The following is a 14,326-nucleotide window of genomic DNA, read 5'->3' on the forward strand; positions in this document are numbered from 1 at the left end:
AGGGACGGACATTTCATGATCACAGTTTTTGGCTCCATCAACATGGACCTTATCGCCACCACAGAGCGCCTGCCGAAGCCGGGCGAAACAGTTGCAGGTAACAGCTTTGCGACGGCTGCCGGCGGCAAGGGTGCCAATCAGGCGCTCGCCGCCCGGCGCGCAGGCCGTTACGTCCATATGGCGGGCGCTGTCGGCAAGGACGCATTTGCCGAGGGTGCGCTTGAACTTCTCGACAGCGCCGGCACCGATCTTTCCCGCGTCAGCCATGTCGAGGGGCCGACGGGCACCGCTCTCATTCTCGTCGGTGGCGATGGTGAGAACATGATCGCCGTCATCCCCGGCGCGAATGGCAAGGTCAGCGGTGACGATGCCGAGGCTACCGTCGGCGCCATGAATGAGGGCGATATCCTCATGCTGCAGCTCGAGATCCCGGTTGAAGCGGTCGAGCGCGCACTTGCCGTCTCTCGCGCCAAGGGTATCACCAGCATTCTCAATCTCGCTCCGCTCATCCCGGATGCGCCGCGTCTGGGGCGGCTGGCCGATATCGTCATTGCCAATGAGACCGAGTTCGAGCGTCTGGCTGGACAGGAGAATATGAGTGCCAGCGATCGTGAAGCGGCGTTGAAGCGGCTGCATGCGGAGACCGGCCAGACCCTGATCGTCACACTCGGGGGGGATGGTGTCATCGCGATCCGGGACAGTCAGATTTCCCGTGCTCAGGGCCTCGTCATCGAACCAGTCGATACAGTCGGCGCGGGCGATACGTTCTGCGGCTATTTCACCGCAAGCCTCGACGAGGGTCTGGATTTCAATTCGGCCCTGCGTCGCGCAGCAGTCGCCGGCTCGCTTGCCTGCCTGAAACCGGGCGCGCAGCCGTCGATCCCGCTCGCAGCCGAAGTCGCAGACAGAATATAATCCATTCCAGCTGCGAACATTCGAAGAAACACCACCCCCAGTTTTAGGGTGGTGGTCCGGTTTTGCTGTCAAAGCCCGGCAAATTTCATTCAAATTTAAGAGGTTTCTGACGATCCTTCTCAAGATCGCACCTCGTGCCTCTTCGAGGCGGTTCAACCCTATAGCTGCTCCATGACGGAGCGTGCCTTATCCGCTGTGCCGAAGAATGGCCGTTCGGCGCGTCCTTGCCCCGAGGAACACATGTTCGTTTTCAGAATGAAATCGCTTGCGGCGAAGCTCATTGTCATCACCGGTGCCGCCATCGCGCTGGTGCTCGTCGTTTCGAACCTTTTCCTGATCGATCAGACCCGTAACCGCGTCCAGACGCTCACGCTGGATCAGGCCAACTCGGAAGCCAAGTCGATCGCCAATGAGATCGCCGCCAATGTCGGCGAGCTTGCGAGCGCTGCCCGCACCATGTCGGGGGTCGTCGGACGCGGACATGAAGGCAAGATCCTCGACCGCAAGGGTATCATCAGCATTCTGAAAGCCAACCTCGAACAGAACGCCTTTGCCTTCGGCAGCTGGTTCTGCGAACAGCTTGGCGCTTTCGACGGCAAGACCACCGAGATCGCCAACAACAATGACGAGGGTACCAACAAGGCTGGCGCCTTCACGCCCTATTGGTCGAAGACCAAGACCGGCGATATCCAGTTTTCGACCTTCGACAATGACTATACTGCAGAATGGTGGAAGCTTGCCGCCGATAGCGGCAAAGGTGCTATCACGGCTCCTTATCTTGCCGAAGGTACGGACGTTCCGACGCTCTTGACCTCGATCGCCTATCCGGTCATGTCGGGCGGCAAGATGATCGGCGTGGAAGGTGTCGATATCTCGCTCAAATCACTGACCGACAAGGTTCAGGCACTGCGTCCTTTCGGCTCCGGCCGGGTGACGCTGATCGCCCAGAACGGCAACTGGATCGTCGCGCCGGTCCCGGACCTGATGTCGAAGCCTTATGGCGACAACCCGGGTGCTGCCGATGTGAAGGCTGCGCTTTCCTCCAAGCAGATCGGCCTCGTCAAGAACCTGAGCTTCGACGGTCTCGATCCCTTCGATCGCGTTATCTATCCCTTCTCGGTTCCCGGCCTGAACGCCACATGGGTCGTTCTGGTCGACGTTCCGCACACGGCAATGAATGCGCCGGTTCAGGACCAGACCTTCATGATGATCATCAACGGGATCATCGTACTCGGTGCTGTGCTGCTTGCCCTCTACTTCGCCGTCCGCACGCTGGTTCAGCGTCCGCTCGGCGGCCTCGTCACCAGCGTTAAGGCGCTCAGCGACGGCAGATATGATGAGGCGGTCGACGGTCAGAACCGTGCCGACGAAATCGGCTCAGTCGCCAAGGCTCTCGAAGGTTTCCGTTTTGCGCTCGCCGATACGCAGCGCCTCGAGGCCGAGGCCGACAGCCAGCGCCTTGCCGCCGAAGCCGAACGCGGTCGCTCGGAATTGGAACGCCAGCAATCAGTCAACCTGCAGCGTCACATCGTCTCGATCGTCGGCGCAGGCCTTTCGGAACTGTCGCAGGGCAATCTCGGTCATCGCATCACCGAGGATTTCCCTGGCGAATACGGCAAGTTGAAGCAGGACTTCAACGCCGCTCTGGCAAGCCTCGAAGAAACCATCAACACGATGAACCTCAGCGTCGTCAATATCGGCTCAGGCACCGGCGAAATCAGCAACAGCGCCTCCGATCTTGCCAAGCGTACCGAGCAGCAGGCGGCAAGCCTGGAGGAAACCGCAGCGGCCCTGAACGAGCTCACGGCCCAGGTCAATTCCAGCGCCGAGAACGCCCGTACGGCGGCCGACAATGTCAACCTCGCCTGCGAGGATGCAGAGAAGTCCGGCGAAGTGGTGCAAAAGGCAATTGCCTCCATGCACGGCATCGAGCAATCTTCGACGGAAGTCTCGCGCATCATCGGCGTCATCGACGAGATCGCCTTCCAGACCAATCTTCTCGCTCTGAACGCCGGTGTCGAAGCAGCACGCGCCGGCGAAGCCGGCAAGGGCTTTGCGGTTGTCGCACAGGAAGTCCGGGAACTCGCCCAGCGCTCGGCAAACGCTGCCAAGGAGATCAAGACACTCATCAATACCTCGGCCGTTCAGGTCAAGGAAGGCGTCGATCTCGTCGGACGCGCCGGAGACACGCTGCACAAGATCGCCGAACAGGTGATGGGCATCAACGGCCTCATCCGCCAGATTTCGGCCTCGGCCAGCGAACAGGCCATCGGCCTGAAGGAAATAAACCAGGCCATGAACCAGATGGACCAGGTCACCCAGCAGAACGCCGCGATGGTGGAAGAAACCACCGCGGCCAGCGTGACGCTGAACGACGAAGCTCAGACGCTGAAGGCACTGGTCGCCCGCTTCCGTATCTCCAGTCAGGGAAATGCCGCGGCACTGCGTTCCACAGCGCAGCAGATGCGCACACCGGCCTCTGCACCGGCACCACGTGCTCCGGCCCCGGCACCGCGCCGGGTCGCTGCACAGTCTTACGGCTCGGCCGCCGTTGCTCAGGACAATTGGGAAGAGTTCTGATTGCTGATTATCTGACAAGAAAAAGGCGCTCGATCACTCGGGCGCCTTTTGCGTTTCGGCTAAATCTCCAGCGATCAGGCGGCGTTCGACGTCTGCTCCTCATTCAGGAAGGCATAAATCGCCGACGCGGAGTCGGTCGCACGCAGCTTGGCAACCAGATCGTGGTCGCGGAGCACGCGAGCGATGCGTGAAAGCGCCTTCAGGTGATCGGCACCTGCACCTTCCGGCGCCAGAAGCAGGAACACCAGATCGACTGGCTGGTCATCCAGCGCTTCGAAATCGACCGGCTGTTCCAGCCGGGCAAAGATGCCGACGATAGAGTGGATGTTGGTGAGCTTGCCGTGAGGAATGGCGATACCGTTGCCGACGCCGGTCGAGCCCAGACGTTCGCGCTGCAGGATCACATCGAAGATTTCCCGCTCGGAAAGCCCCGTAATCTTGGAGGCTTTTGCTGCCAATTCCTGAAGCAACTGTTTCTTGGAATTTACCCTGAGGGCGGGAATGATCGCATCCTGGTGCAGCAAATCTGCCAATGCCATTTCTTTTTCCTTCTGTCGCCGAAACCAAGCGTCCGAGGGAACGGCGTCTTGCGCTGTTCCCCCGTCCTGGTCTCAGCCTTTGATATTGGCCGAATCGATCCAGCCAATATTTCCGTCGTGACGACGGTAAACGATGTTGAGCTGCTCCTTGCCGGGGCTGCGGAACAGGAGAAGCGGCTCGTCGGTCATGTCGAGCGCCATAACGGCGGTTGCGACGGACATCGTCTTGAGCTGCTTCGTGCTTTCAGCGACGATTGCCGGAGCAAAATCGTCCGGGACTTCGTCTTCGTGATCGGGAACCGCGTCCATGACGGTGTAGGCCACTTCTGCGAAGCCATTACCGTTCAGATGGTTTCCGGCATGGTGATCCTTGAGCTTCCGCTTGTAGCGGCGCAGGCGCTTCTCGATACGCTCGGATGCCGCATCAAAGGCAAGCTGCGGGTCCATGGCTTCGCCTGCCGCATGCAGCACGACGCCGCTATCGAGATGAAGCTTGCAATCAGCGGAAAAACGAGAGCTCGATTTTTCCACGATCACCTGACCGGAATACCCCCCGTCGAAGTATTTCGTGACGGCTACACCAATTTGGTCCTCGATCTTTTGACGGAACGAGTCACCAATTTCCATATGTTTACCGGATACACGCACACTCATGGAGTTTCCCTTCTTATGTAGTTTGCGAGTATCAGTTTACGCCAAGCCTCAAACTCATCCAAGCACTTCGCGCAATCTCAAGCAAGATGAGCTCAAGTCTGCGTGTCCCTGGCGCCCTGAGGATGATGGGGATAATGTCCGGATGCCGTTCTGCTCCGATTGCGGCGGGCTTCTAGCGACAGGCTCCCGGAAAGTCAAGAGCCCGGCAAAGCGAGGCCCAGTCCACGCGGAAAGCGTGCAGCGAAAATCCCAGGGAATGGGGCGTCTCTGCGGTCAACAGTTCGCAGCGGCGAACATTGGCTCTCCCCTAAGTTGCGGCTAGAAACTGGCCACCTTGGCCAACGCGCGCTTTTCCCTGCGGCGTTGGACGGAAGAGGCGATGTTCATAGCCTCGCGATATTTGGCAACCGTACGGCGGGCGAGATCGATGCCACCGCTCTTGAGCATATCGACGATGTCGTCGTCGGAAAGCACCGCATCGGGGCTTTCCTGCATGATCAGCGTGCGAATCTTGTGGCGAACCGCTTCAGCCGAATGGCTGTCACCACCCTCAACGGCGCCGATCGAAACCGTGAAGAAATATTTGAGCTCGAAGAGGCCACGCGGCGTCAGCATGTATTTGTTTGAGGTTACGCGGCTGACGGTCGATTCATGCATCTTGATCGCCTCGGCCACTGTCTTCAGGTTTAGCGGCCGCAGATGATCGACGCCGTGCAACAGGAAGGCATCCTGCTGACGCACGATTTCGCTCGCCACCTTCATGATGGTCTTGGCGCGCTGGTCGAGGCTGCGCGTGAGCCAGTTGGCGCTTTGCAGACATTCGGAGAGGAAGGCATAATCCTCACCGTTCTTCGCCACGCGTGAAAAATAGGACTGGTTGATGAGGACCCGCGGCAGCGTATCCGGATTGAGCTCCACCAGCCAGGCGCCATCCGAGGAGGGGCGAACCACGACGTCGGGCATTATCGCCTCGGAAACGCCAGCCTCGAAACCGCTGCCGGGCTTGGGATTGAGCTGACGGATTTCCGAGAGCATGTCGAGTAGGTCTTCCTCATCGACGCCACAGAGGCGTTTCAGGGTAACGAAGTCGCGCCTTGCCAAGAGCTCGAGATTTTCGACGAGCGCTTGCATAGCAGGATCGTAGCGATCCTTCTGACGAAGCTGAATCGCCAGGCATTCGGCGAGATTGCGGGCGAAGACACCAGGCGGATCAAGCGTCTGCAACGCGGCCAGCACACGCTCGATATCTTCGGCATCCGTCCCGAGACGTTCGCCCGCTTCCGCCATATCCGCCTGCAGATAGCCGGCATCGTCGAGCTGATCGACGAGATTTTGGGCGATCAGGCGATCGGCCATATCCGGCAATATGAAGGGGATCTGCTGAGCAAGGTGGTCTCGCAAAGAGACCTGACCGGCGACGAAATCATCGAGATCGTAATTGTCCGTGCCGTCGGTGCTGCCCGGCATCGACTTCCACTGGCTGACAAGTTCCGGCGCATCAAGCCGCTGTGGCGCGCCGTCATCCGGGAAGACATTGGTATAATTGGCGTCGAGTTCGTCGCTCAGCCGGCTCGAGCTGCCATTGTCGTACCAGTCGCCAGACAGGGTTTCGCCACGGTTCTCATACTCGCCATCGCCCGCATCATCCGCCTGCTGGGGATATGGTTCGTCCGCAGCCTCGCGTTCACCGGACTCCCCCTCGCTCGACGGAAATTCCAAAAGCGGGTTCTTCTCCACTTCCTGGGCGATGAACTGGGTGAGTTCCACATACGTCATCTGCAGCAACTGGATGGATTGCATCAGTTGCGGTGTCATCACCAGGGACTGGTTCTGTCTCAGAAAAAGATTAGCAGACAGGGCCATGGCGGACGCGAAACTCCCTCGACTCCTCCAGGAAACCGTGTCCGGCTAGGGCTTCGGGCCACGGAAATCCGAGTTGGCCCAAAAATTGCTTTTTTATCCTATTTGGTCAAGCGGAACCTATGACGCGACTGTAATTTCCTACCGCCCAGGACTGGTTTAGAGACTGAAATTGTCGCCCAGATAAAGCCGCCGCACTTCCGGATTGTTGACGATGTCGTTCGCACGCCCATGTGTCAGCACCTCGCCGGCATGGATGATATAGGCCCGGTCGATCAATCCAAGCGTCTCACGCACATTGTGGTCGGTCACCAAGACACCGATGCCGCGGGCCGTCAAATGGTGCACGAGGTTCTGAATATCCGCGACCGAAATCGGGTCGACGCCGGCAAAGGGCTCGTCGAGCAGCATGAAGGTCGGGTCGGTTGCAAGCGCACGGGCAATTTCGAGGCGACGCCGCTCGCCACCGGAGAGAGCCACGGCCGCACTCTTGCGCAGCTTCGAGATATGAAACTCCTCAAGCAATTCGTCGAGCTTGCGTTCCCGCGTCGCCTTGTCGTTTTCATGAACCTCGAGGACGGCGCGGATATTCTCCTCAACCGTCAATCCGCGAAAGATCGAGGCTTCCTGCGGCAGGTAGCCGACGCCAAGGCGCGAACGACGGTACATCGGCATCGTCGTCACGTCATTGCCGTCGATCTCTATGGTTCCCTCGTCGACAGGCACGAGGCCGGTAATCATGTAGAAGCAGGTGGTTTTACCGGCACCGTTCGGCCCCAGTAGACCGACTGCCTCACCGCGTCGCACTACGAGTGAAACGCCATTGACGACACGCCGGGTCGCGTAGGTCTTGGTCAGACCACGCGCGATCAGCGTGCCTTGATAACGGGCCCTGTCGACAGGAGCCGCGGCGACTTCCGGCGCGGCTCTGCCAGACTTGGTGGATAAGGAGAATAACTTCACGTGAAAGGCCGACTTCTCAATTCTGCTTTGGCTGCTGACTCGGCTGCGATTTTGGATCGAGCTGAATCTGGACACGGCCACCGCAGCTTTCAAGCTCTGCCTGACCAGTCGCCATGTGCACGGTCAACTGGCAGCCGGTAAAGACGTTCGGTCCATCGGTCAGCACGACCTTCTTGCCCGTCAGGATAAAGACCTGCGAAGTCATATCGAAATTGCCGTCATCCGCCGTCGCCGTCTGCGTACCCGAGGTGAGGTAGACCTTATCGGTCACCAGGATCTTGTCGATATCGGCGCTGCCCGAAGCAAGCGAGCTCGTCTGTTCCGCCGCGGTCTGGGCCGGCTGGGCGGCAGGTGCTGCAGCGCCGCCGGTTTGGGGCTGCTTCGCCTTGTCCTTGTAATAGACCGTCATCTTGCCGGCCTGCATCGTCGTGGTGCCCTGAACGACCTTGACGTCGCCGGTGAAGAGCGCCGTGTGTTCCTGATCATGGATTTCAAGCTTGTTGCTTTCAATCTGGATCGGCTGATCGCTCGAAAGCTTCATGCCCGGCATCGTCGTCGACTGGGCGGCCGCCCCCGCGACCGACAGGACGAGCGCAAACGCGCCAGTGATGAAAACTACGCCAGTCTTACGCGTTGAAATGCGACAATCTTTTGTCATTTGACCCGGCTCTTTAGGTGCCCTGTTTATGGATGGTGGATGATTCAACATTCATGCGAACATTCCCCTCGAATGTGATCACCCGCCCCTTATCTGTTATATTGAGGGTCTGCGCAACAATCGAAGTATTGTCCTTGGTAATTCTGACGGGATCGTCCGTCGACATGTTTCCGCCCTTGATATCAAGGTGAGCAGACTGAAAATTCGCAACGAGACCGCTGCTCAAAACGAGCGTGAAAGGCGCCGTCATGTGCAGCTTGTCGGTCGCACGATTGAAATCAGCGGTTGCCGCCGTAACGCGGGCGATCAGGCCGTCATTCATCGGCACGGCAGCCTTGATCGTCTCCAGCGTTATCAAGTCGGGATTCCGGATATCTTGCAGCGCGCGCTCGGCAAGCATGGAATAGTTGATGCCATCGGAATTGCGCCCGGCGATCGCCGGCTTTTCCATCACGACTTTGCCGTTTTCGATTTTGGCACCTTCGATCTTGATGGTTTCCGGCAGGTAGGTTCGGATCACCGATACGGCGATGAAGATAAGAGAAATAGCGAGGGCCGTGACCGGCAGCAAAAACTTCAGGCGGCGGACACGCATGGAATGGAACCGGGCAAGGCCATAGGCGCTGTCCTTAGGTCCCGCGTAGGCGGGCGTCCCATTGTTCCTGAGGGTATTGAGCATATGCCTGGTCCATGTGTGATGATCGTGCCGCTTATATAGCAATGCCGGGCGCCAATCACAGTTCGTTTCGCATTATTACATTGGCTTGCCAATATGGATTTTTTTCTGCAACAAGCAACTAAACCGAAAATAGCAGGTTTCCGGACATTTTCACGACGGAGCTCGCGCCTTATCTCCCCAGCGGCGGAAAACCGCCCGTTGGGTTTCGTCTTTGGAGGTTGAAATGGACAGCTCGATCATCGCAGACCGCCGGCTGCTGCGCCGCAGGCTTGGCTTTTGGCGCCTTGTCGCGGTCGTGCTGCTGGTTGCGCTCGGCTTTGCGCTTTATAATTTTGCCTTCAGCGAAAGCAGTACGGCGCGGCCCCATATCGCCCATGTCACGATCTCCGGCTTGATTACCGATGATGACGAGCTGCTCGAGCGGCTGGAAAAGATCAAGGACAATGACCAGGCGAAGGCAGTCGTGATCTCAATCTCCTCGCCGGGCGGAACGACCTATGGCGGCGAAAAGATATTCAAGGCGATCCGGGCGATCGCGGAGAAGAAGCCCGTCGTCTCGGACGTCAGGACACTCGCCGCGTCCGCGGGCTACATGATCGCAACGGCAGGCGACACCATCATCGCCGGCGAAAGCTCCATCACCGGTTCGATCGGCGTCATCTTTCAGTATCCGCAAGTCCAGCCGCTGCTCGAAAAGCTCGGAGTCTCGCTGCAGGAGATCAAATCCTCGCCGCTCAAGGCCGAGCCCTCGCCGTTCCACGACACCAGCGAGGAAGCCAAGACCATGATCCGCAGCATGGTTCTCGACAGCTATGACTGGTTCGTCAACCTTGTTGCCGACCGGCGCAAATTGCCGCACGACGAGGCGCTGAAGCTTGCCGACGGCACGATCTATACGGGCCGGCAGGCGCTCAAGGTGAAACTCATCGACGCCGTGGGTGGAGAACCGGAAATCCGCGCCTATCTGACCACGCGAAACGTCAGCAACAACCTGCCCATGGTCGATTGGGACAAGAAGAGCAACACGCCCTTCCTGCTCGCGGGGGCTGTTTCGCGGTTGATTACGATCCTCGGTTATGGTGATCTTGTCAAAGGCCAGGATCTGAACGGCATCCTGCCCCCAAAGTTGCTCCTTGACGGGCTGCTTTCAGTTTGGCAGGTTGGCCAGGATTGAATAAGAAATCAATAATTTAAGGGGGCGACCGTGATCAAGTCCGAATTGGTGCAGATTGTTGCGGCACGCAATCCGCATCTCTACCACCGCGATGTGGAAAATATCGTCAACGCGGTCCTCGACGAGATCACTGATGCGCTTGCCGCCGGCAACCGCGTCGAGCTGCGTGGCTTCGGCGCATTTTCGGTCAAGAACCGCCCGTCCCGTTCCGGCCGCAACCCGCGCACTGGTGATACGGTATTCGTCGAGGAGAAGTGGGTTCCCTTCTTCAAGACCGGCAAGGAACTGCGCGAGCGCCTGAACCCCGGACAGGCGGACGAAGAGGATTGATCCTCACAATCGGCTATCAAGCCACACTTGAACTTTGCCGCCGCGCTTCTATTCTGGCGTCCGTGAAGCTTGCCTTCGCCAAACCGGCGCGGAGAACGACATGACCACGAAGATCATCAACCTTTTGATTTTGCTGCCGCTTGGCGTCATCTTGATCATCTTCTGCGTCGCCAACCGGCAGAGTGTCACGCTCGCCTTCAATCCGTTTCGGCCGGAAGATCAGGTTCTATCCTTCGCCGCGCCCTTCTTCGTGTTCCTGCTGATCGCGTTCATCATCGGCATGCTCGTCGGTTCGGCTGTAACCTGGTTCAACCAGGGCAAGCACCGCAAACGTGCGCGTGTTGAAGCCAAGGAAGCGATTCGCTGGCAAGGCGAAGCAGACCGCCACAAGACGCGGGCGGAAGAGATCGCCGGCCAGCTGCCCTCGCGATAATCACTTCTATTCCGCTGAAGCCGGAGCAAAACTCAGCTCCTCATAATCGCCTTCGGTCGAAGCGCCCCTGCCGGTGACCTGAAAGCCATGCGCCAGATAGAAAGCTTTGGCGCGGCGGTTGTTGACGAGGCATTTCAGCCGATATCTGTGCTTTGGCCAGGCGGGCAGCGATTGCAGCAACGCCGTTCCCGCGCCCTTGCCTTGAAATTCAGGCAAGACGTAAAGCATATGGATGAAATCATCCGCCGCCCAGATCGAGATGAAGCCGGCTATTTTCCCATTGGGTGCCTCGCAGACGGAAACGACTTCGCCATTCGTATGGGCGGAAAAATCCTCGCGATGAAACTTGCCGGGATCGACCCAAGTGAACGCCTGGCGCCGAACGGTCAGATAGATGTCGGAAAGCTGCATCGCGTCTTCGGGGCGGTTTGGTCGTATTTTCCAGGTCATCGGTCTTGCGTAAAAGGGATTATCGGGGATGCCAAGTCTTCGAGACCAAGTCTCGAGCTAGCCTGCAGCCTTTTCGACGACCGCAGCATTGAAATTTCCCCAGAAGCGGCGCGCGAGCTTTTCCAGCGTGGCGCGGATCAACCGGCTGCCGAACTCGGCGATCCGCCCGCCCGTATCGCCGTCGGCTTCATAGCGCAGAAGGGTATGCAGGCCCTCATCGACCAAGATAACATCGGCCTCACCTTTGGCGAAGCCGGCTATGCCGCCCCGCCCTTCCGCCGCGATAGTGTAGCTGCGCGGGGCATCGACATTTGAAAGCCTGATTTCGCCGTTGAAGGTCACTGAAAACAGCCCGAAGCCGACCTTGACGGTTGCCAGGAATTGCGTGGGCGACAGCTTTTCCACGCTCTGGCAGCCCGGAATGCACTGCTTGATGATTTCCGGATCGTTCATCGCCGCCCACACGACATCCCGCGGCGCGGCGATGCGCTCCTCCCCGATCAGATCCATCGGCAGTTCCTCATTTCCATCACCGGACCATATCATAATTGGAAAGCGCTTTGCCAAGGTCGGACGGGATGCTATTTGCACTGGCTCAATTGAATTCAGGACGCGGAAGACCACGTTGAAACAAAGAGAACGCCGGCCCGGAGTAAAGACGGCCTCAGGTCCGTCCGGCGGGCGCCGCACCGATGCGCGGCCGGCAAAACCGGAAAAACCTGCAGCAAAGGCAACGCCTGCGCGGGAACAGCGCCCACCGGCAGCGGTTCCGGCCGCAATCGAACGTCCGTTGACGGTCCGTACGGGCGACCGGCCGGTCGAGCGCGTGCCTGTCATGCTCGAATCCACAGGCGCAGGCGATTTTCATCTGATCGACAGCGGCAACGGCCAGAAGCTTGAGCAATACGGCCCCTACCGGATCATCCGACCAGAGGGGCAGGCGCTGTGGCAGCCGTCGCTACCCACCCATGTCTGGGAAAAGGTCGATGCGGTCTTCACTGGTGATACGGATGAAGAAGGCACTGGTCGCTGGCGCTTTCCCAAAGAAGCGCTCGGAGAGACCTGGCCGCTCAACCTGCTCGGCGTCGATTTTTTCGGCCGTTTCACCTCCTTCCGGCACGTTGGTGTCTTTCCAGAGCAGATCATGCATTGGAGCTGGATGAAGCAACACATCGAAAGCGCCGGCCGGCCGTTGAAGGTGCTGAACCTCTTCGGCTACACCGGTGTTGCCTCGCTGGTTGCCGCGGCTGCCGGTGCAGAGGTGACCCATGTCGACGCCTCAAAGAAGGCGATCGGCTGGGCGCGCGAGAACCAGGCGCTGGGGCGTATGGAAAAACTGCCAATCCGCTGGATCTGCGAGGATGCGATGAAATTTATCCTGCGCGAGGAGCGTCGCGGCAGCCGGTACGACATCATCCTCACCGATCCGCCGAAATTCGGCCGCGGGCCGAATGGCGAGGTCTGGCACCTCTTTGAACATCTGCCTGTGATGCTCGACATCTGCCGGGAGATCCTGTCGCCGAAAGCGCTCGGCCTCGTGCTGACGGCCTATTCGATCCGGGCGAGCTTCTATTCCATTCACGAGCTGATGCGCGAGACGATGCGGGGCGCAGGCGGCGTGGTCGAATCGGGCGAGCTCGTGATCCGCGAGGCTGGGCTCGACGGCAAGACGCCGGGCCGAGCCCTCTCCACCTCCCTCTTTTCCCGCTGGGTACCGAAATGAACGAATTTCACGATCGCGGCCCCCGCAGGGTCGGGCAGGTGAAGGAAGTCACCTCGCTCGCCAATCCGATCATCAAAGACATCAAGGCGCTGACCAACAAGAAGTCGCGCGAGGAGAGCGGCACGTTCATGGCCGAAGGCCTGAAGCTCGTCATCGATGCGATCGAGCTCGGCTGGACGATCCGCACGCTCGTCTATGCCAAGGCGGCAAAAGGCAAGCCGCTGGTCGAACAGATGGCGGCGAAGACCGTTGCGTCAGGCGGGCTGGTCCTTGAAGTCAACGAGAAGGTGCTCTCTTCGATCACGCGGCGCGACAATCCGCAGATGGTGGTCGGCATATTCGAAACACGCTGGGCAAAGCTCAAGGATATCCGGCCGAAGGAAGGCGAAACCTGGGTGACACTGGACCGCGTGCGCGATCCCGGCAATCTCGGAACGATCATCCGTACTGCCGATGCGGCCGGCGCCTCCGGCGTCATCCTCGTCGGCGAGACAACCGATCCCTTCTCGCTGGAAACGGTGCGCGCCACGATGGGTTCGGTCTTTGCCGTTCCCGTCGCCCACGCAACGGCCGAGGAATTCATCGCCTGGAAGAAGCAGGCCGGCGTTTCGGTCGTTGCGACCCACCTTGCCGGCTCTGTCGACTATCGCACGATTGACTACAAGAAGAAGCCGGTCGTGCTGCTGATGGGCAACGAGCAATCCGGCCTGCCGGACCGGCTTGCCAAGGAAGCGGATGCGCTTGCCCGTATTCCCCAGCAAGGCCGCGCCGATTCTCTCAATCTGGCCGTTGCCACCGCCGTCATGCTTTTTGAGGCACGCCGCCATCTCCTCTCACTGTCCGAGGGCAAATGACCGACCAGACGACCGTGCGCCCGGCACTCTTCTCACGACCTCTGCCGATCCTGATCTTCATCGTGGTCGCCGTCATCCTCGATCAGATCGTCAAGATCGCCGTCGACCACTATTTGCCGCTGCAGGAAGCCGTGCCTGTCATTCCGATGCTGGCGCTCTACCGCACCTATAATCTCGGCGTCGCGTTCTCGATGCTGTCAGGCATGGATGGATGGTTCATTGTCGGCATGCGGCTGATCATCGTCGCCTTCGTACTCTATCTGTGGCATCGCACGGCCAAGGACCGGTGGCTCGCGCATCTCGGTTATGCGCTGATCATTGCCGGCGCAATCGGTAATCTGATCGATCGTTTCGCCTATGGACATGTGATCGACTACATCCTCTTCCATACGGAAACCTGGTCATTCGCCGTCTTCAATCTTGCCGACAGTTTCATCACCGTGGGGGCGGGATGTGTCATTGTCGACGAGATGCTGCAAAAGCCAAAAAAGGCGGATCGCTAAATTTTTAGCGG

The 14,326-nt window shown here is 59.1% G+C and carries 16 protein-coding genes; 8 read left to right on the forward strand and 8 right to left on the reverse strand.

Annotation, left to right across the window (positions count from 1 at the left end; genetic code table 11):
* The first annotated feature begins 15 nt into the window (after positions 1–15).
* Complete coding sequence (locus tag EV281_RS09590) at positions 16–915, forward strand: ribokinase (RefSeq protein WP_132652847.1); 900 nt, start codon at positions 16–18, stop codon at positions 913–915.
* Positions 916–1,155: 240 nt separating this feature from the next.
* Positions 1,156–3,495, forward strand: a complete 2,340-nt coding sequence (locus EV281_RS09595) for a methyl-accepting chemotaxis protein (RefSeq protein WP_132652848.1) — start codon at positions 1,156–1,158, stop codon at positions 3,493–3,495.
* A 74-nt stretch (positions 3,496–3,569) separates the two neighbouring features.
* Here EV281_RS09595 and ptsN read toward each other — a convergent pair whose 3' ends face one another.
* The 6 genes from ptsN to lptC form a co-directional block, all read right to left on the reverse strand.
* Positions 3,570–4,034, reverse strand: coding sequence for a PTS IIA-like nitrogen regulatory protein PtsN (gene ptsN, locus EV281_RS09600; protein WP_132652849.1), 465 nt, complete (start codon positions 4,032–4,034; stop codon positions 3,570–3,572).
* Positions 4,035–4,106: 72 nt separating this feature from the next.
* Positions 4,107–4,688 (reverse strand): ribosome-associated translation inhibitor RaiA, encoded by a 582-nt coding sequence (gene raiA, locus EV281_RS09605; protein WP_132652850.1) that lies wholly within the window; start codon positions 4,686–4,688, stop codon positions 4,107–4,109.
* A gap of 318 nt (positions 4,689–5,006) precedes the next feature.
* Positions 5,007–6,551, reverse strand: a complete 1,545-nt coding sequence (gene rpoN / locus EV281_RS09610; protein ID WP_132652851.1) for an RNA polymerase factor sigma-54 — start codon at positions 6,549–6,551, stop codon at positions 5,007–5,009.
* A 156-nt stretch (positions 6,552–6,707) separates the two neighbouring features.
* On the reverse strand, positions 6,708–7,421 hold the full coding sequence (gene lptB / locus EV281_RS09620; protein ID WP_210288308.1) for an LPS export ABC transporter ATP-binding protein: 714 nt from the start codon (positions 7,419–7,421) through the stop codon (positions 6,708–6,710).
* A 106-nt stretch (positions 7,422–7,527) separates the two neighbouring features.
* A complete protein-coding gene (locus tag EV281_RS09625; RefSeq protein ID WP_132652854.1) occupies positions 7,528–8,169 on the reverse strand; it encodes an LptA/OstA family protein in 642 nt (213 codons plus the stop codon).
* A gap of 13 nt (positions 8,170–8,182) precedes the next feature.
* A complete protein-coding gene (gene lptC / locus EV281_RS09630; RefSeq protein ID WP_132652855.1) occupies positions 8,183–8,848 on the reverse strand; it encodes an LPS export ABC transporter periplasmic protein LptC in 666 nt (221 codons plus the stop codon).
* A gap of 223 nt (positions 8,849–9,071) precedes the next feature.
* Here lptC and sppA point away from each other — a divergent pair, with 223 nt between their 5' ends.
* From sppA to EV281_RS09645, 3 genes are all read left to right on the forward strand, one after another.
* On the forward strand, positions 9,072–10,022 hold the full coding sequence (sppA, locus tag EV281_RS09635) for a signal peptide peptidase SppA (protein WP_132652856.1): 951 nt from the start codon (positions 9,072–9,074) through the stop codon (positions 10,020–10,022).
* Positions 10,023–10,052: 30 nt separating this feature from the next.
* Positions 10,053–10,352: an integration host factor subunit beta gene (locus tag EV281_RS09640; protein ID WP_003544934.1), complete on the forward strand. Its 300-nt coding sequence runs from the start codon at positions 10,053–10,055 to the stop codon at positions 10,350–10,352.
* A gap of 100 nt (positions 10,353–10,452) precedes the next feature.
* Positions 10,453–10,785 carry a LapA family protein gene (locus EV281_RS09645; protein ID WP_132652857.1) on the forward strand — a complete coding sequence of 111 codons (333 nt, stop codon included), beginning with the start codon at positions 10,453–10,455 and terminating at the stop codon, positions 10,783–10,785.
* A 6-nt stretch (positions 10,786–10,791) separates the two neighbouring features.
* Here EV281_RS09645 and EV281_RS09650 read toward each other — a convergent pair whose 3' ends face one another.
* Both EV281_RS09650 and EV281_RS09655 read right to left on the reverse strand, forming a co-directional pair.
* Positions 10,792–11,235 carry a GNAT family N-acetyltransferase gene (locus EV281_RS09650; protein ID WP_132652858.1) on the reverse strand — a complete coding sequence of 148 codons (444 nt, stop codon included), beginning with the start codon at positions 11,233–11,235 and terminating at the stop codon, positions 10,792–10,794.
* Positions 11,236–11,292: 57 nt separating this feature from the next.
* Positions 11,293–11,745 (reverse strand): carbon monoxide dehydrogenase subunit G, encoded by a 453-nt coding sequence (locus EV281_RS09655; RefSeq protein ID WP_132652859.1) that lies wholly within the window; start codon positions 11,743–11,745, stop codon positions 11,293–11,295.
* A 115-nt stretch (positions 11,746–11,860) separates the two neighbouring features.
* On the opposite strand from EV281_RS09655, the gene EV281_RS09660 reads away from it, so the two are divergent.
* Genes EV281_RS09660 through lspA form a run of 3 tightly spaced genes read left to right on the forward strand, consistent with a single transcriptional unit; the run spans position 11,861 to position 14,315 of the window.
* Positions 11,861–12,958 carry a class I SAM-dependent methyltransferase gene (locus EV281_RS09660; protein WP_132652860.1) on the forward strand — a complete coding sequence of 366 codons (1,098 nt, stop codon included), beginning with the start codon at positions 11,861–11,863 and terminating at the stop codon, positions 12,956–12,958.
* Positions 12,955–13,812 (forward strand): RNA methyltransferase, encoded by an 858-nt coding sequence (locus EV281_RS09665; protein WP_132652861.1) that lies wholly within the window; start codon positions 12,955–12,957, stop codon positions 13,810–13,812. The genes EV281_RS09660 and EV281_RS09665 overlap by 4 nt, the downstream gene beginning before the upstream one ends.
* Complete coding sequence (gene lspA / locus EV281_RS09670) at positions 13,809–14,315, forward strand: signal peptidase II (protein ID WP_132652862.1); 507 nt, start codon at positions 13,809–13,811, stop codon at positions 14,313–14,315. Before EV281_RS09665 ends, lspA begins: the two co-directional genes overlap by 4 nt.
* Positions 14,316–14,326: the final 11 nt, after the last annotated feature.

Source organism: Rhizobium sp. BK418 (assembly GCF_004341105.1).
In the GTDB taxonomy this organism is placed as follows: domain Bacteria; phylum Pseudomonadota; class Alphaproteobacteria; order Rhizobiales; family Rhizobiaceae; genus Rhizobium.